Genomic DNA, 25,330 nt, shown 5'->3' on the forward strand with positions numbered 1-25,330 from the left:
CATCGTTGATCAGTCTCGCTGACAAAATAGCATGTTCTTAAAATTCTAACCCTATGCTTGCCACGAGTTGTAAGGTTATGGTAAACCCGCATTTTCCCCCTCTAAATGCCCTCCCCCACTCCATGCCTGACCGTCCTCGCGATTGGTCTCGCCTGCTCACTCTGTGATGCGGCGACACGGTCATGGACGGATGTCACGGGACGAAAGGTGGACGCCGAGTTCGCCGGCATGCGAGGAGACAGCGTGATGCTGAAGCTGCCCTCGGGTCAGACGGTGCCTTATCCGTTGTCCAAACTGAGCGCCGAAGATCAGGCTTTCATTCAAACCCAGGCCGCCGGAGAGAGCGCTCCTGCGTCCCCCACAGCACCTGCGGCACCGCCTGCAGCGGATGTGAAGCGCGTGCCGATCGAGAAGCGAGTCTGGCCGCAGCAGGTCGAGGTGCCTGCACGCTCCATCGAGATTGCGGTGGTGTCGGAAAATGCCGCTGAGCGGAAGTATCTGTATCAATCCGAAGCCTTCGAGTTCACTTCCCAGGCCAAGCTGGCGGGCAGTGTGATGAAGGAAGTGGCCCGCACCTTTGAAGCCACTCGTTCCCTGGTCGATGCGCTGCCTTGGGGCATCGTCTGCAAACCACCGCAGGGCAGGCCGCGCTTCCTGGCCGCCCTCTACGAAACGAGGGATGACTACATCGCCGCAGGTGGTCCGGAAAACTCGGGCGGCGTCTACAGCAGCGGGGACAAGACCTTTAAGATCCCCTTCCCCAGCCTCGGCATGGAAAAGCGGGGGCAGACTTACTTCAAGGACGACAACTATAGCAACGGCACGCTGGTCCATGAGATCACGCACCAGCTCATGGATGACTACCTGGCCTTCCTGCCGAAGTGGATCATCGAGGGCACGGCTGAGTATACCGAAATGCTGCCTTACAAGTCCGGGACCTTCCGGGCTGATGCTCACAAGAGCGGTCTGAAGGAAGACACCAAGCTCTGGGAAGAGCGGGAGCACTTCAGCCTCCAGATCCCGAACCTGGAGAAGATGATGACCATGAGCCGGGACGCCTGGGATGCTGAATGCTCCACGCCCCAGAAGATGCGGGACATGTACCACCGCTCTCAACTGCTGGTCTACTTCTTCTGCCACCTGGACGGTGACGGAAAAGGCACCCGGCTCATCCAATTTATGGAGGCTGCGTATGGCCAGGTGGCCGAACTGCGCGCCTTCTTTGCCGATCCACGCGTAAAACGCATGGACGGCGGCCGCTTCTCTTACCCCCGCGACTTCCCTCCGCCTGATATGAATTCCGAAACCGCCCCCTTCAAAAACCTCAGTATTCTCGTTGCCGAGCGACCGTATCAGAAGCTCGCGCAGGAGATCGTGGATGGCTACAAGACCATCGGTGTGAAGATCACGGTGACGCCCTGACCAGGCCTCATGGCCGGGCTGAAAGCGGTTCCCCAAAGAACCTGAACCAGCCTGACTAACGATTCGTTCATCCCCCGGCCACAGGATCAAAGAACCCTAAACCACGGTAAACACCCCTCCTGGGCTTGCCAAAGCCCCCATCCCGCCCACTATCCCGCCCCCCGTGGCGGCAGACCCCGCCTCCTCCCTATCATGTTTGACTGGATCATTAGAAAAATCATCGGCACCAAGAATCAGCGCACTGTGAAGCGTCTGCAGCCGGTCGTGGCCGAGATTAACCGCATCGAACAGCAGCTCCAAAACGAGTCTGACGAGGCTCTGCGTGAACGCTGCGCGAACTGGAAAGCCCAGTTCCGCGTGTTTCACACCCCGCAGTTCCTGGGCGGTGTGTCGCTGCGCATCGCGGATGAGGAGACGGTGGACGCCTGCCTGAAGCATGTCGCGGGTTACTTTGGCGGCCTGAAGAGCCACTTCCCTTCCCTGGAGAGCGACTATCTGGCCGAGAGCGCCTGGAGCAGCGCCAGCCTGGATGACAAAAAAGCACGCATCGACCGCGCCCGCGAAGCCTGGAACGAAATCCAGCCGAAGTTCGCGGCCATCGAGTCCAAGATGCTCAATGACATCCTGCCGGAAGTCTACGCCGTGGTGAAAAACACCGCGCGTCGTCTTTGTGGCCAGGAGCACACCGTCTGTGACACACCGCTGAAGTGGAACATGATCCATTTCGACGTTCAGCTCGTCGGCGGCATTGCCCTGCATCGCGGCATGATCGCTGAAATGGCCACGGGTGAAGGCAAGACGCTCGTCGGCACTCTGCCGGTGACGCTGAACGCACTGACCGGACGCGGCGTGCACGTGATCACGGTGAACGACTACCTCGCCCGTCGTGACTCGGAGTGGATGGGTTACCTCTACAAGTTCCTCGGCCTAACCGTGGGTGTGATTCAGAACGACCAGCCGAGCCACGTCCGCCATCAGCAGTATCAGTGTGACATCACGTACGGCACGAATAGCGAGTTCGGCTTCGACTACCTGCGTGACAACGGCATGGCCTCCAGCAAGGACCAGCAGGTGCAGCGCGGCCACTACTTCGCCATCGTGGACGAAGTGGACTCCGTGCTCATCGATGAAGCTCGTACACCCCTGATCATTTCCGGCCCTGTGGCCGCCGCGGAGAGCAATCACCAGTATGAGCGCTACAAGCCGCTGGTGGACCAGCTCGTGCGCCGTCAGAACACTCTTTGCAACCAGCTCGCCAGCGAGGCCAAGGCCCATGGTGAGAAGGGTGAGTGGGAAGAGGCCGGCAAGAAGCTCTTCCAGGTGAAGCTGGGTCAGCCGAAGAACCGCGCGCTGATGCGCGCCATGGAAGATCACGAACTGCGCCGCGCCACCGAGAAGGCCGAGCTGCGCACCTATGAAGACACGCAGAAGAAGGACCTCTTTGCCCTCAAAGAAGACCTCTACTACTTCATGGAAGAGAAGAGCCACGACGCTGACCTCAGCGAGAAGGGCCGCAATTTCCTCAGCCCTGATGATCCAGATGCCTTCGTGCTGCCAGATCTGGCCACGCTGTATTCCGAGATCGATGGTGATGCCTCCACCACGGAGCAGCAGAAGCAGGAGAAGAAAGCCGAGCTGCAGGACCGCCTGAGCTTCCAGGGCCAGCGCATCCACCAGATCAGCCAGCTCCTGCGTGCCTACTGCCTCTATGAGAAGGACGTCGAGTACGTCGTCGAAGATAACAAGGTCATCATCGTGGACAGCCAGACAGGTCGTAAGATGGCCGGCCGCCGCTGGAGTGATGGTCTGCATCAGGCCGTGGAAGCCAAGGAAGGCGTGCAGATCGATGCCGAGACGCAGACTCTCGCCACCATCACGATTCAGAACTACTTCCGCCTGTATCAGAAGCTGGGCGGCATGACGGGTACCGCTGAAACGGACGCAGCCGAGTTCCATGACATCTATGGCCTGGATGTGCTGACGATCCCGACGAACCGCGCCGTGCTGCGCGCTGACCAGAACGACAGCATCTACAAGACACGCCGTGAAAAGTACAATGCCGTGATCGAGATGATCCGCGAGCGCCACGCCAAGGGCCAGCCGCTGCTGGTGGGCACAGCCAGCGTGGAAGCTTCCGAGACGGTCAGCCGCATGCTGAAGCTGCAGAAGATCCCGCACGCGGTGCTGAATGCCAAGTATCACCTCCAGGAGGCCGAGATCGTGGCCCGTGCCGGTCAGAAAGGCGCTGTGACCATCTCCACCAACATGGCGGGTCGTGGCACGGACATCAAGCTGGGCGCGGGAGTCTCCGAACTCGGCGGCCTCATGGTGCTGGCCACGGAGCGTCACGAGTCCCGTCGTGTGGACCGTCAGCTCCGCGGACGCTGTGCCCGTCAGGGTGACCCGGGTGAGAGCAAGTTTTTCCTCAGCTTTGAAGATGATCTCATGCGCAACTTCGGTGCTGCCGAGCGCATGACCAAGATCATGGAGCGCTTCGGCATGGCCGAGGGTGAGGAACTGCAGCATCCCTGGCTCAACCGCAGCGTGGAAACCGCGCAGAAGCGTGTGGAGCAGCGCAACTACGTCTGGCGCAAGCGCGTGCTGGAATATGATGACGTGATGAACCAGCAGCGTGAGGTGATCTATGAGCGCCGTAACGATGCGCTGGAAAGCAATGACCCGCGCCTGCTCATCAATGACGCCGTCGAAGAGGGCATCACCGAGCGCCTGAGCGAGTTCGTGCCTAACGAAAAGGGCAGTGACATAGAGCCCAACTACGAAGCCCTGCTTCAGTGGTTGAACAGTACCTTCCCTCTCGGCCTGCGCGAGATCCCCGAGGAGTTCAAGAGCCTCAGCTTCGAAGAGCAGTCTACTTGGGTGAAGGACAAGGTGATGGCCGCCTATGATCTCAAGATCAGCGGCGCCAATCCACAGGCGCTTCAGGAGATCGAGAAGATGATTCTTCTCAATGCCATCGACCGCCTCTGGCAGGAGCATCTGTATGCGCTGGATGCCTTGAAGGAAGGCATCAGCCTGCGCAGCTACGGTCAGAAGGACCCGCTGATCGAGTTCAAGCAGGAGGCTTTCTCCATCTTCTCCGAACTGATGCGCAACATCAACGGCGAGATCGTCAACAACCTCTTCAAGAGCACCCAGCAGCTCGCCGCGTTTGAGCAGTTCCTGGCCCAGCTCGCCATGATGCAGAGCAGCAGCAGCATTGATGGTGGCCAGCTGCCCGTGCAGATCCAGCCCCAGCAGCAGGCGCCGAAGCCCCAGGAAGAAGAAGCCCCCAAGCCCTTTGATCCAGGTCGCGAAGGGCCGAAGCTCATCCTGCCGACAGGTGTCCCTCAGACCCAGCGCCGCGCCGTGCCACAAAACATCGGCCGCAACGATCCCTGCCCCTGCGGCAGCGGGAAGAAGTACAAGCAGTGCTGCGGACGCATGGCGTGAGCCTAGCCCAACCATTCATGAACAACGACGCGGACAGTGATGTCCGCGTTTTTGTTTGTGGGCTTGTCTCGCGGTGATGCTGTCCTTTAGCATTCACGCATGAATGATGATCCACAGCCACCTCGCCAAAGATGGGTATGCCTCCAATGGGGTGTCGTTATTGTTTGCCTCCTGCTCGCCTGGGCTCTCATCTATCCTTCGTGTGGAATGATCAGTCACATGTCTGAGCAGACCAGCGCCATCAACAACTGCCTGCAAATCATCATGGCGATGAAAATCTGGGCAGCCGATGAAAAGGGTGTGTTTCCTGATGCCAAGCTTCCCGCCACGGCAACTGTCAATGACGTCTTCCGCACTCTGATCCGCGATGAAATCATCCACGATGAAAGGATTTTCGGAGCACGTCTCACGCCTTTCAAGCCGGATGGTCAAATCGGTGCGGCGCCGAACTTTGCCCAGGCACTTCAACCTGGAGAGAATCACTGGATGATGATGGCCGGACTTAACAATGACTCGCTTGCCACCAACGCTCCATTTGTCTTTGAAAACACGCTCAACCCCGCCTGGCCCCTGACATGGCGGATGGACAAGCAGAAGCAGCCTGTGCGAGGCCGCACGTGGTTAGGAGACAAGATCATCATCGGGCGCCTCGACCACACGGTGACCCTTGAGAAGCTCGTGCGTGAGAAGGGCGCGTTGACACTGCCCGCCAAGCTCCGTCACGCCGTCGAACAAGACATGAAGGCGCCTATCCGCATTCTGGACATCGAGGAGAAGAAGTAGGGCACCGTCTCCCAGGGCCAACGGCCTGCTACTCCTTAGCCCAGGGCAACGCCCTGGGTTTCGAGGAATACCGACACCTCGTGTGATCCAGAGCGCCGAAGGTGCGATGCTCGACTCCTCAGGCACATTCGCCGACACAACCTCCGGCGTCGAGCATCGGCCTTTCAGGCCTCCACATCCTCTAACGGGAAATGAACTCGCCAAATCCCAGGGCGTTGCCTTGGGCTAAGGAGCATCGCCTCTTTGAGGCTCCATGGAGTTCACAGGAATCGCCCCTTTAAAGCTCCGCATCAATCCCAGACATACCGCTCATCCCACTGCACTTCGTAGCGTGTCAGCAGAGTGCGAAACTCGTCCTGAAAGGTGATCACACGATGATGAGATTCCTGATTCTGGACATATTTGATGACGGTTCGCTTCTGTGACGCCGCCACCGAAAAGGCACCATAGCCACTTTGCCAGCCAAACCCGCAGCGGGTTTCCTTCTTCATCCACTTGCTGCTGCTCGTCTTCATCTTCTCAATAGTGTCGGCCACGGTCATCGTTCTCGATAACGCAAAGAAAGCGTGAACATGATCAGCCGTACCGCCCACTTGAACTGACACATTGCCAAGCTCATCCAACACAGATGCCAGATAGGCATGGAGACGCGGAAGCATAGACGGAATAACCATGGGCTGACGATCCTTCGTACTGAACACGGCATGAACCAGGATCTGAGACAAAGACTGCGGCATGCAGTCAATCTAGAGCAATACCATCTGCGCCGTCACGCCTGAATCTGGCACCCTGATTTCAAATGTGCCTGGCCATATCGCGGTGGTCTTAAGCCTCGAAGAGGCGAAACTCCTTAGCCCAGGGCAACGCCCTGGGTTTCGAGGAATAACGACACCTCGTGTGATCCAGAGCGCCGAAGGTGCGATGTTCGACTCCTCGGGCACATTCGCCGACACAACCTCCAGCGTCGAGTATCGGCCTTTCAGGCCTCCATGTCGTGTAAAAGCATATCTTCCCGCCAAATCCCAGGGCGTTGCCCTGGGCTGAGGAGGGACGGGCCTTCGGCCCTAAAGCGAGACTACCCACATCAATCTCACAGATCACTGGCCGCCTGCATGTCGCGATAGTTCCGCCCTCCAAATGCCAATTGTGGATAGCTCGCCGTGCTTGGCATTCAAGGGAAACACGTTCACTTTGAGGGCCCATGCGCATCCTTCTCGCCAGTGACAAATACAAAGGGTCTCTCACGGCCACCCAGGTGGCGGCCACGCTGCGGCGTGTTTTGGAAAAGGAGATCCCCGGCGTGGTCTGTGATGTGTGCCCCATCGCGGATGGCGGTGAAGGCACGACGGAGGCGATGATCACGGCACTCGGTGGCGAATGGGTGGAGGTGCCGACGTTTGATGCGCAAGGTCGTGCGGTGACGGCACGCTACGGCCTGATCTCAACAGGAGATGCTTTGGAAGCAGTGATGGAGATGAGCGCCGCCTCAGGACTGGCGATGGTGAGCGACAGGCCGCTCGATCCCACGACGGCAAGCACCTATGGTACGGGCGTGATGATGCAGGATGCACTTGAGCGTGGTGCGCAAAAAATCCTTATCGGCATCGGCGGCAGTGCCACGAATGACGGTGGCACGGGCATGGCGCAAGCGCTGGGTTTTCACTTCCTCGATGCAGCAGGCAAGACCCTGGAGTGTGTGCCGCGGGATCTGGACCAGCTCGCCAGCATCACCACACCTCCGGTTAGGCCGATCAAGGTGCAGGTGGCCTGTGACGTGAATAATCCGCTGCTCGGGCCCCAGGGCTGCACGCGCGTCTATGGCCCGCAGAAGGGCGTGAACTGCTTTGACTTCTTCGAGTATCGCCTGGGCAAACTTGCTGATGGGGTGAAACGGCAGCTAGGTGTGGATGCGGCTGAGGTGCCAGGCGCTGGTGCCGCAGGTGGTCTGGGCTACGGCCTCATCGCATTTTGCGGAGCGGAGCTCGTCAGCGGCTTTGACCTTGTGGCGGATGCCGTGAATCTGAAACAACGCATCGCCGCAGCCGATCTCGTGATCACGGGTGAAGGTCGGCTGGATGCGCAAACCTTGCATGGCAAGGGGCCGGTGGGTGTGGCGCAGATGGCGAGGGCGATGGGCAGGCGCGTGGCGGCCTTTGCCGGTGCCATTGATGAGTCCCCTGCCCTGCGGGCGCACTTTGATCTCGCTCACGCGATCAAGCCGGCGGAGATGCCGCTGGCAGAGGCCATCGCACGTGCGGAGGAACTGCTGGAAGCGGCTGTGCGGAAAGCGATGCCGGAGATTCGCGCGCTGCTGGGGTAGTCCAGGCGCGGGCTTGGCAAGTTCAGTTGCTTGAAGAACAGCGCATTTTCGTGACACAGGGCTTGAGATGAAGTTCCGTGTCCGCAGATTGGCGGCACATGCTGCGCTTCCAACTCTTTGACTTTCCGATCGTCGTTCACTGGATGTTCTGGGTGACCATGGCCATCCTGGGCGGCGCGGAGAACGCCAATACTCCGCGTGGCGTGCAGGCGCTGATCGGCTGGGTATTGGCAGGTTTTGTCTCCATCGTGATTCATGAGCTGGGGCATGCCTTTGCCATGCGCCGGTTCGGGGCAAAGCGTGTGGACATCCTGCTCTATGGCTTCGGCGGGCTGGCCCGGTGCAGCCAGTGGTTCTCACGCTGGGAAGACATCATCGTCAGCACAGCAGGACCGGCCGTCCAGATCGCAGCGGGTCTCGTCTTCCATCTGCTGTTCGCCAAGGTGGGTCGCTCCAATGCCTTCCTGTTCTCCTTCGCCGACTCTTTTTACTATGTGAGCATCTGGTGGGCGCTGCTGAATCTGCTGCCCATCATTCCGCTGGATGGCGGACACATCTGCCGCGCTTTTTTGGCGAATCGTAAGCGCACGGCGCTGATCATCAGCATTGTCTGCGCCGTGGGAATAGGGATCTATTTCCTTCAACGAGGCAGCATGCTTTCCGGACTCTTTTTCGGCATGATGGCGCTCAACAACTGGAAGGAACTCCAGGGCGAGCCACAGATCCCCATGGGTGGCCGCTAAGACCACCCCAAAGCTTTACGCGGCGCGCAAACGGCTGCTCCACCGGGAATCTCCCGCCAGAGTACCGCGGAGGAATTGCTCCGCCTCCTGGCAGTTCTTCTTCGGGTCCAGAGGCAGGCGCAGGGAAAGTTCGAGGCCCTGAGGTTCCAGGCGCCTGGCGGAGATCGTGCCGCCATGCAGATGCATGGTGACATAGCAGGCCATCATGTTCACCCCGAAGTCATCCGGCTTGCGGCTGCGGGTGTAGAAGGGATCAAAGAGGTTCGCACCACTGTCGTTCGGACCACCCCAGCAGCCATTGTCTGTGAGGGTGATGACCGCATAACTCTCTCCGAGACCATCCTGCTCGATGTGGGCGCGCAGAAGGATCTGATCTCCGGGCTGGAGATGGGTGATCTCCTCAATGAAGAGCAGACGCAGCATCTGGCGGAAGCGTTCGCCATGCACAAAGAGATTGGGCATGCCGATCGCGACCTCGGCATCAAAGCGGATCTGCTTCTCCATGAAGTGCCCGGAGTAGGCCGCATACGTTTCATTGAAGATCGCCGCCATGTTGACCTCCTCACTGCGCTCCAGCTTGCGAGCATGAGAGGCATGAGCCAGGTTCGTGAGCAGGTTCTGGATGCGGTCCAGCTGGCTCACGGCCTGCCCCTGGGTCTCGATCCAGAAGGAAGGGTCCTGGGGATGACGCGCGTCGATCTCCTCCATGAGCTTCATGGGAGCCAGATCAATGAAGGCACGCACCACGGTGAGCGCATTGCGCAGGTGATGGTTCAGCCCCTCGGCCAGGATGCCCATGCCGCTGACCTTGTCCGCCATGAGCTGCGTGCGGATGTCGTCCGCCTTCTCATAGAGCAGGCGATCACGGTGCAGCATGGCCTGATAAGCCTCCATGCCCTCCGCCAGTACCGCGGCGAGGTGGTCTGGGTCCATGGGCTTGTGCAGGTAGCGCCAGGCCCGGCCGTCATTCACACACTTCACCGCAGTCTCGTAGTCGGTGAAGGCGGTGACCAGGATGCGGATCATGTTAGGCTGGAGGAGGCGCACGCGCTCCATGAGCTCCACGCCCGTTTCTCCAGGCATCCGCTGGTCAGTCATGAGAATGCCGATGCGCGAACCAAACTCCTCGATGATGCGGTAACCGTCCGCAGCATTCGTGGCCGTATGGATGACGTACTCATCCTCAAAGCACTTCTGGAAGTAGTGCAAAGCTCTCTCTTCATCATCCACATACAGGATGTGATAGCGGCTGACCTTTTCTTGAATCATGCGGGGGGTTGGAAACTCAGGATGAACTCGGTGGAGCGGCCAGGCTCACTGCGAGCCTCGATGCCGCCACCCATGCCCTGCATCATGCGATAGCAGAGAGAGAGGCCCAGGCCCATGCCCTTTCCGACCTCCTTAGTGGTAAAGAATGGATCAAAAATACGCTGGAGAACGTCCGTCGGGATGCCGGTGCCGTTATCCTTCACACTCAGCATGGTGCCTTCTTCCTTGTAGGAAATCAAGCTCACCTCGATGCAGGGGTCTTTTCGGCGCTCCAGGGCATCCAGGCTGTTCTGGATGAGATTGATGAAGACCTGCACCACATGATTTTCATCGCCGAGGACGTAGATGGCCTGGGGGATGGAGATTTTCAGATCCACGCTGGAGTCCAGCACCTGCTTCTTCATCAGGCGGGCAGCGCGGTCGGCTACCTGCTTGAGATCGAGCACCATGTTTCCCCTGCCCTCCGGGTGGGCAAAAGTGCGCAGATCAGAAACGATGCCCGCCACGCGGTCCACTCCCTCTCCGATATCCGCCAGGATCTGCTCCACCTGCTCTGTGACATCCGGCGGCATGGTCTTGCTCTTCTTCTTCAGTACAAAGACCGCCGACTTCACAAAGTTCAGCGGATTGTTGATCTCATGCACAATGCCTGCGCTGAGCCTGCCGATCGAGGCGAGCTTTTCATTCTGGGTGAGCTGGGCCTCAGTCTCGCGCAGGCGCTTGAAGGTGGAAGTCAGCTCGTAGTTCCGATCCCTGAGTTCCTCGCGCTGGGCCTCGACCTTGCAGCGGTGCACAAACTCCCGCAGACGGATGCCGTGGTGCTGACGGGCGCCGAAGTATAGGATGGCACAGGTCAGCAGGATAAAGAGCGTGTTATTGATGAAGAGGCCGTTGGCCTTCAGACCACCCGCGAAATCCAGATTGGGCACCGTGGCTGCGAGGTAGCAGATCAAAACGAGGCCCACCGTGATGCCGATCTCCTTGAAGGTCCAATGGAACACAAAGGAGGTGCCCATGAGACAAAGAATGAGGCCCGCGTAATAACCTGAACCGGCATCACCTGAGAGATACATCATCACGCAGATCGCAATGGCTGGCAGCAGCGGCAGGATGACGGGATAGACGCGGTGATACTTGGCCGCCCACGGCCGGTCCAGCGCCAGCAGCAGCGGCACGCACAGCAGGGAGCAGATCAGTCGCAGGAAGAGAAAGTCCCAGAAATGATCAGGATACGCGAACCAATCCAACACGGAGCAAAACGGCACCAGCACCATCACAAACCAAGCACCCAGCCTGGCATTGCGAATGTTCAGACCCTGCATCTCCCCCACAAAGCGGGTGGAACTCTCGGCTCTCAGCAGGAGCTTGGGATCAACTTTCGGTGCCGCTTGGGGAGTTATCTCCACGTCTTCCCTTACCGCCGTGAAGTGCAACGGCGTCGTGACAGGAGGGAGACTGGCAACGGCTGACATTCGATTATGGAATTTACAATAATTACACTGGGCTTACAAAAACGCAAATACAACATGACATTCTTTCTCAACTTTTCTCTGAGCTTCCTGGCTACTTGCCTCTGAATGAGGGCATTAACGATTTCCAAAAGGGGTGTAAAATGTGATAGCTAGTTTCTTCAAAATCGAATTTTGCCCACGTTAACACTACGAATCGACGCGACAATAACCTTAGGCAAAGAGCTGCTGAACAAATATTCGGTGAGCTCTGTCGAAGCAAGTCCATGATCTCCCGAGGACGACTCTCTGCACACCGCTGGTTGGTTTACGCTTCCTTGCCAGCCCTCTCACTGCTGGCGCTAAGCACCTTCGTCAGGGGAGACACCCGTGAACTTGCGGAGAAGGCACGGCAGCACGCGGTACAGGACGGCTCCTTTGCCTCACGTCTGGTTCATGCAGCCCTGGACCGCCCCCACAAGGCGGTGCGCTATGACCCGGCCTATGTCAGCCTGACTTATCCGGGAGGCGATGTGCCTGCGGACACTGGCGTCTGCACGGATGAGGTCATCCGCAGCTACCGCACGCTCGGCTTTGATCTGCAAAAGCTGGTTCATGAGGACATGAAGCGCGCTTTTTCCGCCTACCCAAAGAACTGGGGCCTAACCACAACTGACAAAAACATCGACCACCGTCGCGTGCCTAACCTTCAGGCTTTCTTCAAGCGACAGAAGGCTTCCCTGCCCGTGACTCAAGAGCCTGCAGACTACAAGCCGGGAGATCTCATCACCTGCACCGTGGCTGGCAAACTGCCGCACATCGCCATCGTCGTGCCAGCACCGGACGGCAGCGAGCGCCCCTGGATCGTACATAATATTGGCCAGGGCCCGCAGTGTGAGGACCGGCTCTTTGAATTCCCGCTGACCGGGCACTATCGCTGGCATCCGGGGAAGTAATGACCTCACGGCCACAGACCAAGATTCATTTCTTGGCCTCAGGCTGGAGATACTTCTTCTGAAACTCCACGGCCGCGTCCTTGCCTTCAGCAATCCAGGCCATCTCCTCGGCGCGGATGCTTTCATTGAGCTTTTCTCCCTGGTTCAGAGCCGATTGAAGAATGCTCTTATAATAGGCCTCGTCCCGGCGGGTGGATGAACTGGCATTCTCAAAGAGTTTCGAGTAGCGCTTCTTCGCCTGCGGATCCTCGCTCTTGAACATGGCGTGCATGTAGCAAAGAGAGGCCAGATAAGAAGGCCCCTGCCTGGTCGCTCCCACCCGCAGCAGGTCCCCCAGGGCCTCCAGCAAGATGGGGTTGTCGAAGTCGGCAAAGAACATCATCCCCGTCACACCACGCACAGCCGCCTGAATCTGGGCCTCCTCAAGCCGCAGGTTCTTCCCTGCTTCCTTGGACACGCCACCAGCCTCCATGCGCGCCACCATGGCGGCAAAACCGCGAAGCATGTCAGGCCTGAATCCGGCTTCATCCTCGACGGCTCCCTTCTCTTCGAGAATCCACAGCACGAGCCACTTTTGATACTTCTCACGTCCGAAGTGCGCGTTGGCATTGATGCTGAGCGCACGATCAATGTGTTTCAAGGCCTCGCGAAGCTCGCCTGTATAGATGTAGAAGGTGCCCAGGTTCGAATAGGTCTCGTAGATGCCCGGCATGAGCTTGTCCTTCTTATACATCGTGGCAATGGCCGCCTTGTGATCGCCTAACTTATGCTGGGACACGGCCAGATCATCATAATCGAGAGCCGCGGCCTTCTTGTCATTCACCAGGGTCTGCTTCTTCGCCACTCGCCACTGGTGAAACTCACGCGAGTGCCGCGCAAACGTGCCGGCAATCAGGGCAGACACATCGGGAAACCTTTTCGTTTCAGAGGCCAGCGTCTCACTATCCCACAGACATCCACGCACAGGACTCTGAAAAGCGAGCATCAGGCAGACAAGAAGCACCGGGGGGAGTTTCATATCCGGCAAAGGCTAGCCGATCCGTCGCTTTCCCAGCAAGCTTAAAGCTCGCCGACCTTGCTTCGAATAAAAACCATTGGCTTGCATCCCCACATGTCCCCAGCCACCCATCGCCCTTACATGAAAAAATCCTGGCTCGCCGCGCTTGTTCTTCTTCCAGTCGTCATCGCTGGATTCATGCGGCTGCGCCTCGAGACGGACATTCTGGCGACACTGCCTGCCGAGGTGCCGGAGGTGCGGGCGCTGAAGCTGCTGCGGGATGGGTTTGCGGGCGGGAGTGATTTGATCATTGCCCTGGAGGCAGAGGATGAAGCGACGTCCGAAGAACTGACAACGAGTCTCGCGGAACGTCTGCAGAAGCGCACGGATCTGGTGAAGGAGGTGCGCTGGGCGCAGCCGATGGAGGCGCAGGCAGAATCGGGAGCCGCGTTGCTAGCCTGGTGTGTGCAGAATGCGGACCCGGTAAAGCTGAAGGAGGTGCAAGCGCGCCTGGAAGGCGATGGAGCGAAGGCTCAGCTTCAGAAGGCGCTGAAGTCCGTGGGCGGCTCTTTGGATGCGGAGAAGGTGCAGCGTGCCTCTTATGATCCGCTGGGCTTGCTGGACAGTCTGGACACCTCGGCAGCGGGCGCGCTGGAAGGTTCGCTCTTCGGACTGGTGTCTGAAGACGGGGCTTTTCGTGTGCTCATGGTCACGCCGGCCACGGGTGTGGGCAATTACAAGGCAGCGGGAGCCTGGCTGGAGCAGATGAAGGGCGAGATCGCGCAGGTGACGAAAGATGAAACGGTGACCGTGCGCTACACGGGCGAGCCTGCCTTTCAGGCGGAGATCGGCGCAGGCATTGAAAAGGACATGTCGAGCACGATTGGCATGACGGAGGTGTTCATCGCACTGCTGTTCTGGATCATGTTTCGCCGATTGAAACCGCTGATGTGGATTCAGGGACTGGTGATGCTGAGCATGGTGCTCACACTCGGATTCGGTGGCTTGATCGTGGGCAAGCTGAGCATCATGTCCCTCGGCTTCGCGGCCATCGTGCTGGGGATCATCGTGGACTATGCAGTGCTGATCATTCAGGAGGCGAGACAGCACCCGCAACTTGATGCGAAGGCTTTGAGAAAGCTTGCGGCACCAGGGATCGCTGCAGGAGCCTGCACCACCGCAGTGGTGTTTCTCTCCCTGCTCTTCAGCGGCTTGCCTGGACTGGCAGAGATGGGACTGCTGGTCGCGATTGGGGTGATCGTGGGCCTGGGCGTGATGGTGTTTTTCGCGCCGAAACTGGCGGCAGGAAAGCAGATGGAGCAAATGGTGACAACACGACCTGCGTGGCATTCCAATCGCGGAATCGCGATGGCTGGCACGCTGATTTTGGTGCTTGGCATTGCGGGCACCTTCGCGGTCAAGGGCATGCCAAGCTTCCTGACCAGTGCCGAGGCGCTGCGCCCAACTAAAAGTGAGGCCATGGATACTTTCCAGTGGGTGCAGGAACGACTGGGACGAAACACTGAGGCCAGTGTGCCAGTCCTGATCACTGGTCCTGCTGCTGATCTGCGCGCGAAGACCGAGGCCCTCAGTGTGAAACTGGACGCTGCGGTAAAGGCAGGCACGCTTGTGCGCCACATGATGCCGACCATGCTGGTCAGTGATCCGCAGGCTCAGGCAGCTAACAAGGCCTTCATCGAATGGCTGCTGCGGGAGCAACCGCGCCTGGAAAAAGAGATCGATGAGGCAGGCTTTACCGAAGCGGCGATGGGTCTGCTGCGCGGCGTGTGCGGTGTGTGGAAGGCCGGTGATACCGAAGCCGCCGCAGCATCCATTCTGCATCGCATCCTGGCCACCGGCGAACGTGCCGAGAATGCCGACATGGCGAAGGGGGAGGGCGTGGTGCTGGCCTCGGTCAGTCTGCCGGGAACACCGGGACTGCCTGACCGGGCGAAGCTTGCCGAGTTGCAGAAGATCCTGACGCCGGACACGGGAGCCTGGGTCGCAGGCTGGGAGACACTGGGTGGCGCATTGTCATCACTGGTTAGGCAGGATTTGAACAAGCAGTTGATGCCGATCGTTGGCTTGATCGCCCTGACGCTCTTCATCACCTTCCGTCGCTGGCGGGACTTGGTGCTGTCCGTGCTGCTGCTGGCGGGTGGCCTGGGTGCGCTGGCCGCCACCATGAGCCTGCTTGGCCAGGGCTGGAACCTCGCCAGCCTCGCTGCCATTCCGCTGCTGCTCGGCACGGGCATTGATTACGGCATTCACATCCTGCTGGCGCTGCAACGCACGGGGAATGACATCCGCACCGTGCAGGCCACCACCGGCCGCGCGGTGTTCTTCTCCGGCATGACGACAGTGATCGGGTTCTCCAGCCTCTTCTTTGCCGGCAATCGCGGCATCTCCAGCCTCGGCCTCGCCTGCTGCCTCGGCACGCTGTGGATCCTCATGATCGTGCTCTGGCTGCTGCCGCACTGGCGGGCCTGGCTGGGTGCGAAGAAGGCGGAGTGACGCTTACTGCTTCTGAATCTTGAGGATGCGGTTGTTGTAGCTGTCGGTGATGTAGAGGGCGCCGCTTTCGGGGTGGATGGTCACGCCGTGGGGACGAGAGAGCTGGCAGTTCAGCGGATCACCGCCCACGCCGGCGCTGCCGGACTTGCCTGTGCCGGCGACGCGTTCGATCTTGCCGGTGGCAGGCACATAGCGGCGCACAAGATGGGCTTCCGCATCGGCGATGAGCACGCTGTCGTCTTGATCAATGCAAAGATGCTTGGGGCCGTTCATCGTGGCTCCGAGACCGGGTCCGCCGTCCCCTTCCCCACCTTTTTTGCCGCTGGCATTCACGACCGTCTTGATGCGGCCTTCTTTGTCGACCACGCGCAGCGCATTGCCGCCGCGCTCGAGGATGTAGAGATTGCCCTGGCGGTCCATGGCTGCGGCACGCGGGTCTACCAAAGGTTGCTCCAAGGCCAGCTCGCCATCTTTCGGCAGGCCTTTTTTGCCATTGCCGGCGATAACGCGGGCTTTGCCGGTGGCGAGATCGAGCTCATGCACCTGGCGCAGGTCGGAAATATGCAGCTTCTTTTTGTCCGGAGTGAGAGTGATGCAGTAGGGGCCATTGCCACGGGCTTTTTCCGCAGGGGCCTGCCAGCCTTCGAGGGTCTTCACGATGCGGGCTTTCACATCCACTTCGCGGATACGGCCATTCCAAGTGTCGGCGATGAGGATATTGTCATTGGGAAGCACGGCGAAGTTATGCGGGCCATTGAACTGCGCCCTCAACGCCGGACCGCCATCACCGCTGAAGCCGGGCTTCAACTGACCTGCGACATGAGTGATCTGGCCACCGCCATCCACCTGCAGCAGGCGGTTTCCCGAGACCATCTCCACGATCCAAAGATGCCCACCGGAGTCGAACTCTGCGGCAAAGGGCTCGAGCAGCTTGGCCTCCGTGGCAGGGATGTCCACCGCATCTTGAGTGCCTCCTGCCACCAGGATGATTTGATCCGCACGAACCAGACCGGAAACAGCAAGCAGGCAAAGAAGGAGGGGGCGCAATTTCATAGAATGATAGAAAACGAACATGGCTGCCAGAGTCCATCAACACCATTACTTTTGACAGGCACTCGAGAGCCCTCTCTCGCTTAACCGAGAACCGTCAACGGCGAACAGTGAACGGCTTGATGTTCATTTCAGGAGTGCATTGGCACAGGCTTCCTGGTTATACTGAGGCCGAATCACGAAAAATACCCCCGTGAGCACCATCCTAGCCAGCCGTCTGTGCACTGGCCTCTCCGGCCTTGTGCCTGACCGACCCGTGATGCTCCAACCCGCGAAAGCGCGCCCCTGTGAGCGCCGTTTTCTCCCGTAGATCTCCACCCCCGCCCACCCATGGTCCAGGATCTTTCCACCCTCACCGCCTTCATCGATGGTGAACCGATGCGCTTCAACGATGGCGACACCGTGCTGAAATTCATCGACCGGCATCGCGGCCGCGGACATGTGCCGACGCTGTGCGATGCGCCGCAGCTTGAGCCCTACGGGGCTTGCCGCGTCTGCTCCGTGGAAGTCGCCATGCAGGAGGACGGACCACGCCGCGTCGTGGCCTCCTGCCACACGCCGCTGACGGCTGGGATGCATGTCTTCACGGAGTCTCCGAAAATCCGCAAACTGCGCCGAAACATCGTCGAATTGGTGCTGACGGATCATCCGCTGGACTGCCTGACCTGCGAAGTCAGTGGCAACTGCGAGCTGCAAACGGTGGCAGCCAAGGTGGGCATCCGTCAGGTGCGCTATCCTTCGGGCGCGAATCATTTGAACCGCAGCAAGGATCGCTCGCATCCCTACATGACGAGCGAGCTGTCGAAGTGCATCAACTGCTCCCGCTGCGTGCGTGCTTGTGACGAGGTGCAAGGGCAGCATGTGCTCTCCATGCATGGTCGCGGCTTTAATGCGCGCATCATCAAGGGGCTGGACCAGTCCTTCATGGACTCGACCTGCGTGTCCTGCGGCGCGTGCTCGCAGGCCTGTCCGACCTCGGCCATCAGTGATGTGTTCTTCTCGAAATCCATCGAGGCCACGAGGAAGACGCGAACGGTGTGCACTTATTGCGGTGTGGGCTGCAATCTCAATGTGGCCACGAAGGGCAGTGAAGTGCTGAGCATTCAAGCACCGACGGATTCCGAGGTGAATCACAGCCACACTTGTCTCAAAGGTCGTTATGCCTTCAAGTTCGTCAAGCATCCGGACCGTCTGCGCAAGCCGCTCATTCGCTACAACGGCCATTTCACCGAGGCGACCTGGGAGGAAGCCTACGACTACATTGCGAAGAACCTCCAGCGCATCAAAGAGGAACATGGTGGTAATGCGGTGGGCGGTATTTCCTCCGCGCGCTGCACGAATGAGGAGAACTATCTCATGCAGAAGTTCATCCGCGTAGGCTTTGGCACGAACAACATCGATGCCTGCGCACGTGTGTGTCATTCACCCACGGCCTGGGGCATGCAAAAAGCTTTTGGCACGGGTGCGGCCACGAACAGCATCGAGGATCTGGAATACACGAACTGCATTCTGATCACGGGAGCGAACCCCACCGAGGGGCATCCGGTCACAGGCTCCAAGATCAAGCAGCGGGTGATGAAGGGCGTGCCGCTCATCGTCATCGATCCACGCGAGATTGAGCTCGTGCCGTATGCGAAGCATCATCTGCAACTGCGCCCCGGCACCAACGTGGCGCTGCTGGACATGTTCGCGTATTACATTCTTGAGGCGGGCTTGATTGATCAAGACTTCATCAAGAAGCGCTGCGAGAACTGGGAGGAGTTTGAGCAGGGTCTGCGCAATCTGAACCTCGATGAATCCGAGCGCACGCATGGTGTGCCACGTGAGAAGGTGCGCGCTGCAGCGATTGAGTATGCCAGCGCGAAAGGGGCGATGGCTTTCCATGGTCTCGGCGTCACGGAGCACAGTCATGGCTCAAAGACGGTGATGACCATCGCTGATATCGCCATGATGACTGGGAACATCGGCCGACCAGGTGTGGGTGTGCTGCCGCTGCGTGGGCAGAACAACGTGCAGGGCGCGGCCGACATGGGCTGCCAGCCGCATCAGGGCGCCGGTTATCTTCAGGTGAATGATGAGGCCAATCACAAGCTCTACGAAGAGTTTTACGGCGCTCATATGAGCAATGAGATCGGCTGGAAGATCCCGCAGATGTATGATGCGGCGCTCGCCGGCAAGCTGAAGGCCCTGTGGATCATGGGCGAAGACGTGGTGCAGACGGATCCTAACACCGAGCATGTCAAAAGCGCTCTCAATGCGCTCGAGTTCCTCGTGGTGCAGGAGCTCTTCATGACACCGACGGCGGAGTTTGCGGACGTGGTGCTGCCTGCGGCTTCCTTTCTGGAGAAGAGCGGCACCTTCACGAATGGTGAACGACGTGTGCAGCGGGTGAATGCGGTCATCCCACCGATCCCTGGCACGAAGTCGGACGGCCAGATCGTCTGTGATATCATGCAGCGCATGGGCATTCCACAGGCCGACTACACACCGGATGGCGTGCTGGCGGAGATCGCGCGCATCGTGCCCTTCTTCAAAGGGGCGACCTGGGAGAATCTCACGGATCAAGGCACGCAGTGGCCGATTAAGGAAGGCGGCATCGGCACCGAGATCCTGCATGTGGACTCGTTCAAGCGCGGCCTCGGCAAGTTCCATTTTTTCCGCTTCCAAGAGTCGAAGGAGATCGAGAAGCATCACGACGAGTTCCCTTTCATCCTCACCACGGGGCGCATTTTGGAGCACTACAACTGCGGCACCATGACCCGCCGCACGGGCAATGCGCAGATCGTCACAGAAGACCTTCTAGCCATTCATCCGGATGATGCCGCGAAGAAGGGCATCGAGAGTGGTGACATGGTACGCATCTTCTCCAATCGCGGAGAGGTGAACATGAAGGCCAAGATCTCCACCGAGGTGAAGCCCGGCATTCTCTACACCACCTTTCACTTCCCCGAAAATCTCGTGAACATGGTGACCAGCAGCGAGTGCGATGAGGACACGATGTGCCCGGAATACAAGGTTGTGGCCGTGGATGTGGAGAAGGTACCGGCCTCCAGCATGCCAAAGAAGCAGCGGATGATGGAAATTGCCTAACCACGAGAACGTCATTCTGTTTATCCATCGAACTCAAGTTCAATGCAGCCTGCCGCTCCCATGAAATCAGCCTCAGCCATCGCACTCATCCTGACTCTCGCATTCCTTGCCCTGCTTCTCACCTCCGCAGTTCATGCGGCAGACAAGGGACCTCAGACCTTTGTGATCGAAGCCCTGATTGACGGCCCCTCCGAACTGCGCGTGAAGAAGAACGGCATTTATTGGGTGAATGGTCCGAACGCCAAACCAGGGAGACACAATGGTCAGGAATTTCCCACCTTTGTGGATGGCAAGCCATGGCGGCCTAACTGGAAAGAATCCCGTGGCGACCGTGGCAACGACAAGTCTGCCACGCGGAGCGTGGACCGCATTGATCCCACCAAGATCGAGTTCAAGCTCGTCATGGTTTCCTTCAAGCGCGATGGCACGGGCATTGAAAAGAGGGATGCCATCAAGGCGGCTCTCGCGGGTGAGGAATACTCGATCGAGATCCCAGACCTCCAGTCAGGCTCTCGCTGGTATCGCTTTGAGCTGATTCAGAAGCCCTGAAGTGACTCCACACTCCAGGTTAGTCCTTTTTGGATTGCCAATCGAACCCGAAGTCATCACAACATGGCTTCGTCATGTTGCGCTCATCCCTCGCCCTTCTTTGCCTTTTTCTTGTCAGCAGCGTCCAGGCAGCCTCGGAGCTGAAGTTTCCGCTCGTCGGGTTTGGATGGCAAATCACCTTTGAAGGGCCAGAGTTGAAGAAGGCATCCCTGGATTATACCGAAGAGTCCATTCAATACAAAGGCAACTCGGGACTCTTCAACATGAGTCTCTTTGTCGAGCCGCCACCAGGCGAAGCGAAAGAGTCCAGCCACAGTGCCTGCCGTCAGTACTACTGGTCCCAGGGCAAACGTAATCCCATGATCGATGTGGAGTCGGTCAAGCTGAGCACGCTGGATCGCTGCGAGATTGTCGAATACACGATCGAGGGTGATTTCCAAGGTGAGCACTTCAGCCAGGGCAACATCAACTGCTACTTTGTGCATGAAGGGAAGTGGGTGGATTTGCATGTGTCCTATGTCCAGCCGACACCTGCGGACACGGCCATGCTGAAGAAACTGGCGGCGAGCCTGGCCTATGGTCCGCTGGAAACCACGCAGGGTAAGCGTGAGACGATCAAACTGCCTGACGTAGGCTCTGTCAGCATCACTCCACCTGCGGGCTGGATCATGAGCAACGTGCTGGCGGATGACATCAGTGTGAAGGAGGTGACTCAATACACCGTGTCGTTCATGTCGGCGACGAACCCCAACGCCAACTGCATGCTCTCCATCGGGAAGGTGCCAGACCCGCCGAAGGATCGCGATGCCCTGCATCAGGCCGTCAAGAGTGCCACGAAAGTCGTCGCAGAATCCACAGTTGAGAAGGATGCCAAGATCCAGGATCTGAAGCTCAAAGGAGGAATAGGCGCTGTGGCTGCCTTCACAGATGCCAGTCTCGTGGGCAAACCGAAGGAGGCTGGGAATACCAAGGCGCTCATCAACGGCATGATCGTGCCGAAACCCGGGGTTCTGAGTGTTGTCAGCATCTTCACCGATGACGTGAAGGGCGATGAAGCCGCGAAGATGCTGGAAGCCGTGGAATCACTGACAGTGGAGTGAGCATGCTGATCTGATCAGGGCGGATCATCCTGTACGATGACGTGCGTGCGCTGGACCAGTCCCGTCGCTGCACGGGCGATGAAGGTGTGACGACCGGGACTGAGGATGACGTAGGCTTGCGGGCCATCATGCTGCACAGGCAGGGTTTCGCAGGACCATTGGACCTCGGCATTGGAGGGTTCGGCCTCGAGCAGGAGCCGTTTACCACCACCGGGGAGGTCGGGATCGAGCTGGATCACGGTGCCGGGAACGGGATGAGCAATGCGCCAGGGCTTCTCAGAAGCATCATTGGTTGGGCAGAAGACGAGGTCGCCGAGCCAGTTGTCACGACTGCGCACCCAGGAGGCATACTCGGAAGAAAGAATGACGCGACCGCGATCATCGTAGTCCTGGCGCGTGGCGGCAGGCGGAAGCTCACCCTTGATGAAGACCTCCTCGCGGCTAAGCCGAGCTGGTGGTGACTGGGCGGTGAGCATCTTGCCGGTGCGGGGATCGATGCGGGCACGGACGATCTCCGCAGGCTCGTCATACCAGACGCTGGGGCGATGCTCATGCAAATGCATGAGGATGTCCCGCCAGATGGGTGCCGCGCCGGTGACACCTGTGACTTCCTGCATGGGAGTGTTGTCAAAGTTCCCTGCCCACACAGCCACGGTGTATTCAGGGGTGAAGCCGAGAGTCCAGTTGTCGCGATAGGTCTGGCTGGTGCCGGTCTTCACCGCCGCACGGAATGGCAGGCGCAGCGGTGAGTTGGCACCGAAAGTGAGCAGGCGCGCTTGGTTGTCACTGAGCACATCAGCGATGAGATAGCAGGCATCGCGATCGAGCAGCCGACGAGGTTTTTCAGAGACAGCACCCAGGGTCATGCTCCAGGGACGCCATTCACCGAGGCGGGCCAGGCAGGCATAAGCATTCGCGAGTTCGATCAAGCGGACAGGCGCATTACCAATGGTGAGGCCGAGACCGTAGTGATCGGCGGATTCCGTCAGAGTGGTTAGGCCGAGGGAGTGCAGACGTGTCAGCAGAACCTCAGCACCTCCGAGATTCATGAGCAGCTTCACCGCAGAGATGTTGAAGCTGTTCCCCAGCGCATCACGACAGGTCACGGGACCATAGATGCGGTGCGCGTAGTTCTCGGGACGATAGACACCGCTGGAGGTGGGATACTGCACCGGCAGATCTGCAAGCATGCTGGCGGGTGTGAAGCCGCGCTCAAAGGCGAGCTGATAGGTGAAGGGCTTCACCGCCGACCCGGGTGAATGCGGCACCCAGGCGCCATTGATCTGGCCGCCTTCCTCCGCGAAGAAATCACGCGAACCCGCGAGTGCCAGGACCTCGCCAGTCGCATTGTCAATCACGACTGCCGCAGCCTGCGTGACGTGACGATCCTTCAAGGCAGCAAGCCGTGTGGCGATGATCTGCTCCACATGGCGCTGAAGAGCCGCATCAAGGGTCGTGCGCACCGTTCCTGCCGAAGGCTCCGTGCGGAGCATCTCCACCACATGAGGCGCGGCAAAACCGCCGGTGAATTTTTGCAGCACCAGTGGTTCGGCCAGCGCCACACGCAGTTGCTCGCTGGTGATGTGCCCCAGTTCATTCATGGCCTTGAGGATTCGTTCCTGCCGGGGCCGCACGGCATCGCGATCACGGAAGGGATTGAAGCGCGAGGGAGATTGCGGCAACGCGGCCAGGAAGGCGCTTTCAGCGACCGTGAGATCTCGCAACGGCTTGTTGAAATAACCAGAGGCTGCGGAAGCACAGCCGGTCAGCAGATTGCCATAATGGATGCGATTCAGATAAGCTGTGAGCACTTCCTCCCGTGACCAAGCCATGGCGAGACGCCGCGCCTGCAGGGCTTCCTGGAACTTCACTCCCAGCGTGCGGCCCGTCATGCGGCCGGAAGCCACCTTGACGAGCTGTTGATGGATGGTGGAGGCACCCGAGACCACCCTGCCCGTTTTGGCATTGTCACGAAAGGCGCGTGCCACGGCCAGAAGGTCCACGCCGCCATGGCTGAAGAAGCGACGGTCCTCGGCAGCGAGCGTGGCCTGAATGAGGAAATTCGGAAGCTCGGCAAAGGTCACCTCCTCCGAGACACGATCCCCCTCCGCGGTGAGAAGCTGACGCAGGGGGGCGCCATCACGAGCGAGGTAGCGCACCGACGCCGTCCTGGGAATCTCCAGCCCTGGCGGCAGGCTGACGCACCAGGGCAGCAGGTACCAGCCCAGCCCTGCCCCGAGCAGAGGCAGGCCGAGTGCGATGATCCACCGCCGACGACGATTCATAAGAAGAGCCGTGTTACGCTTTCGGCAGTTTTCAATTTTCAGTTTCAGATTTCATTGGCCCCCGAAGGAGGTATGCCGTCTCCGCTTGCCTGCCTGGAAAGCTCCCCGTATCATCCTGCCCGCATGAAGTCCCGCTCTCTTTGTCTTCTCGCCACGCTCTGCATCCTGGCTGGCAACAGCACGGCCCAGCAGGCCGCAGCGCCGCTGCCGACTGATGTGATGCTGCAGATGCAGGAGATCCAGGAGCTGCAGGTCAAGCAGCGCTATGTGGAGGCGATGAGCCTGCTGGACGACATTGAAGCCAAGTATCCTGACCGGCCTGAGCTGCTCAACATCCGTGGTTCTCTCTACCTGACACCCGCTTTGCGTGACTTTGCCAAGGCAGATGAGATGTTCGACAAGGCGCTGAAGCTGGCCCCGAACGAGTTCCCCCTGCACTTCAACAAAGCCGAGGTGCTGTTTGTGAAGCACGACTGGGCAGCGGCGGCCAAGGCCCTGCAAAAACTACTGGATGACAACCCGAAGCTGCCGCTGGTCTACCGCCACATGGTGCTCTTCAAGCGTCTGGTCTGCGAGGCGAAGCAGGGCCAGCTCCCCGCAGCTGAAAAGACGCTGGCGGACAACTTCACCTTCATGGACGACTCCCCGGCCTACTACTTCAGCAAGGCGGCGATCTCCTTTCACAAGAAGGAAGAGGCGGCTGCCCAGGACTGGGTGAGACGCGCCACCAGCATCTTCAAGCCTGCGGAGAACGGTTCCTACATCGACACTCTGATGGAAGCTCGCTGGATGCCGAACATCGGCCTGCCGGAAGAAGCACCGAAGCAACCGGGGCAGTAAATCTCGCCGCATGAGCCAGTCGGAGGCTTCTCAAAGCCGCCTGACGCTGCAATCAGGACGACTTCTGAACCCTTTTAGGGTCTCAGGCATCCAAGGTGTCCGATGAAGACTCATCCACACCCCTTTGCCAGGCCAGGCCTTCGCCGTGCTTTCACACTCATGGAGATGATTTTGGTGCTCACCATTATTGCAGTTCTCATTGGCATCGGCGCGGCGACCTTTCGAGATGTGACCACCCCCACCGGCAACGTTGCTGCCCGGGCTCAGCTTGGCGCCATCAAAAGCGCGGTCCAGCTTTACAAGCTGAACACCAAACGGCTTCCGGCCTCGATTGATGTCCTGGTGAAGCCGCCGCCTGTGATGGAGCCCACAGGCATCGTGGATCCCTGGGACCGAAAATACGTGTACAAGAGTCCTGGAAAAGACGGCAAACCCTATGACATCTATTCGCTCGGCGAAGATGGCAAAGACGGAACTCCGGATGACGTCTACAACTGAACCGAGAACCTTTGCT

18 protein-coding genes are annotated in these 25,330 nt (G+C 59.1%); 12 read left to right on the forward strand and 6 right to left on the reverse strand.

Features of this window, described 5'->3' with window-relative positions:
• The first annotated feature begins 105 nt into the window (after positions 1–105).
• The 3 genes from BGE01nite_RS11470 (at position 106) to BGE01nite_RS11480 (ending at position 5,655) form a co-directional block, all read left to right on the forward strand.
• Complete coding sequence (locus tag BGE01nite_RS11470) at positions 106–1,422, forward strand: SHD1 domain-containing protein (RefSeq protein WP_146850601.1); 1,317 nt, start codon at positions 106–108, stop codon at positions 1,420–1,422.
• A 192-nt stretch (positions 1,423–1,614) separates the two neighbouring features.
• On the forward strand, positions 1,615–4,872 hold the full coding sequence (gene secA, locus BGE01nite_RS11475) for a preprotein translocase subunit SecA (protein WP_146850602.1): 3,258 nt from the start codon (positions 1,615–1,617) through the stop codon (positions 4,870–4,872).
• 219 nt (positions 4,873–5,091) lie between these two features.
• On the forward strand, positions 5,092–5,655 hold the full coding sequence (locus BGE01nite_RS11480; RefSeq protein ID WP_146850603.1) for a hypothetical protein: 564 nt from the start codon (positions 5,092–5,094) through the stop codon (positions 5,653–5,655).
• 290 nt (positions 5,656–5,945) lie between these two features.
• Here BGE01nite_RS11480 and BGE01nite_RS11485 read toward each other — a convergent pair whose 3' ends face one another.
• A complete protein-coding gene (locus tag BGE01nite_RS11485) occupies positions 5,946–6,392 on the reverse strand; it encodes a transposase (protein ID WP_146850604.1) in 447 nt (148 codons plus the stop codon).
• Between the two features lie 464 nt (positions 6,393–6,856).
• Between BGE01nite_RS11485 and BGE01nite_RS11490 the strand changes: the two genes are divergently transcribed.
• Together BGE01nite_RS11490 and BGE01nite_RS11495 are read left to right on the forward strand one after the other, a co-directional pair.
• Entirely contained in the window at positions 6,857–7,975 is a 1,119-nt protein-coding gene (locus tag BGE01nite_RS11490; protein WP_146850605.1) for a glycerate kinase, read from the forward strand.
• Positions 7,976–8,073: 98 nt separating this feature from the next.
• Positions 8,074–8,718, forward strand: a complete 645-nt coding sequence (locus BGE01nite_RS11495) for a site-2 protease family protein (RefSeq protein WP_146850606.1) — start codon at positions 8,074–8,076, stop codon at positions 8,716–8,718.
• A gap of 15 nt (positions 8,719–8,733) precedes the next feature.
• Here BGE01nite_RS11495 and BGE01nite_RS11500 read toward each other — a convergent pair whose 3' ends face one another.
• Positions 8,734–9,987 carry a hybrid sensor histidine kinase/response regulator gene (locus BGE01nite_RS11500; RefSeq protein WP_146850607.1) on the reverse strand — a complete coding sequence of 418 codons (1,254 nt, stop codon included), beginning with the start codon at positions 9,985–9,987 and terminating at the stop codon, positions 8,734–8,736.
• On the reverse strand, positions 9,984–11,459 hold the full coding sequence (locus BGE01nite_RS11505; protein ID WP_146850608.1) for a sensor histidine kinase: 1,476 nt from the start codon (positions 11,457–11,459) through the stop codon (positions 9,984–9,986). Before BGE01nite_RS11505 ends, BGE01nite_RS11500 begins: the two co-directional genes overlap by 4 nt.
• Before the next feature lie 314 nt (positions 11,460–11,773).
• Between BGE01nite_RS11505 and BGE01nite_RS11510 the strand changes: the two genes are divergently transcribed.
• Positions 11,774–12,391, forward strand: coding sequence for a DUF1287 domain-containing protein (locus BGE01nite_RS11510; RefSeq protein WP_246145708.1), 618 nt, complete (start codon positions 11,774–11,776; stop codon positions 12,389–12,391).
• A gap of 25 nt (positions 12,392–12,416) precedes the next feature.
• Here BGE01nite_RS11510 and BGE01nite_RS11515 read toward each other — a convergent pair whose 3' ends face one another.
• Positions 12,417–13,409: a tetratricopeptide repeat protein gene (locus BGE01nite_RS11515; protein ID WP_146850610.1), complete on the reverse strand. Its 993-nt coding sequence runs from the start codon at positions 13,407–13,409 to the stop codon at positions 12,417–12,419.
• Between the two features lie 120 nt (positions 13,410–13,529).
• Here BGE01nite_RS11515 and BGE01nite_RS11520 point away from each other — a divergent pair, with 120 nt between their 5' ends.
• The gene (locus BGE01nite_RS11520) at positions 13,530–15,902 is read left to right on the forward strand and encodes an MMPL family transporter (protein ID WP_170266733.1); all 2,373 of its coding nucleotides are present in this window, start codon (positions 13,530–13,532) and stop codon (positions 15,900–15,902) included.
• Positions 15,903–15,905: 3 nt separating this feature from the next.
• Here BGE01nite_RS11520 and BGE01nite_RS11525 read toward each other — a convergent pair whose 3' ends face one another.
• Positions 15,906–16,955: an NHL domain-containing protein gene (locus BGE01nite_RS11525; RefSeq protein ID WP_146850612.1), complete on the reverse strand. Its 1,050-nt coding sequence runs from the start codon at positions 16,953–16,955 to the stop codon at positions 15,906–15,908.
• 327 nt (positions 16,956–17,282) lie between these two features.
• Between BGE01nite_RS11525 and fdhF the strand changes: the two genes are divergently transcribed.
• The 3 genes from fdhF (at position 17,283) to BGE01nite_RS11540 (ending at position 21,691) form a co-directional block, all read left to right on the forward strand.
• Positions 17,283–20,042 (forward strand): formate dehydrogenase subunit alpha, encoded by a 2,760-nt coding sequence (fdhF, locus tag BGE01nite_RS11530; protein WP_146850613.1) that lies wholly within the window; start codon positions 17,283–17,285, stop codon positions 20,040–20,042.
• Positions 20,043–20,102: 60 nt separating this feature from the next.
• Positions 20,103–20,591, forward strand: coding sequence for a hypothetical protein (locus BGE01nite_RS11535; RefSeq protein ID WP_146850614.1), 489 nt, complete (start codon positions 20,103–20,105; stop codon positions 20,589–20,591).
• A 74-nt stretch (positions 20,592–20,665) separates the two neighbouring features.
• Positions 20,666–21,691 carry a hypothetical protein gene (locus BGE01nite_RS11540; protein WP_146850615.1) on the forward strand — a complete coding sequence of 342 codons (1,026 nt, stop codon included), beginning with the start codon at positions 20,666–20,668 and terminating at the stop codon, positions 21,689–21,691.
• Between the two features lie 14 nt (positions 21,692–21,705).
• Here the strand turns inward: BGE01nite_RS11540 and pbpC are convergent, their stop codons facing one another.
• The gene (pbpC, locus tag BGE01nite_RS11545) at positions 21,706–23,976 is read right to left on the reverse strand and encodes a penicillin-binding protein 1C (protein ID WP_146850616.1); all 2,271 of its coding nucleotides are present in this window, start codon (positions 23,974–23,976) and stop codon (positions 21,706–21,708) included.
• 123 nt (positions 23,977–24,099) lie between these two features.
• On the opposite strand from pbpC, the gene BGE01nite_RS11550 reads away from it, so the two are divergent.
• Positions 24,100–24,816 carry a tetratricopeptide repeat protein gene (locus BGE01nite_RS11550; protein WP_170266734.1) on the forward strand — a complete coding sequence of 239 codons (717 nt, stop codon included), beginning with the start codon at positions 24,100–24,102 and terminating at the stop codon, positions 24,814–24,816.
• Positions 24,817–24,918: 102 nt separating this feature from the next.
• Complete coding sequence (locus BGE01nite_RS11555; protein WP_146850699.1) at positions 24,919–25,314, forward strand: type II secretion system protein GspG; 396 nt, start codon at positions 24,919–24,921, stop codon at positions 25,312–25,314.
• Positions 25,315–25,330 lie beyond the last annotated feature (16 nt).

It is taken from the genome of Prosthecobacter gellanilyticus, assembly GCF_007992435.1.
Lineage (GTDB): Bacteria > Verrucomicrobiota > Verrucomicrobiia > Verrucomicrobiales > Verrucomicrobiaceae > Prosthecobacter > Prosthecobacter gellanilyticus.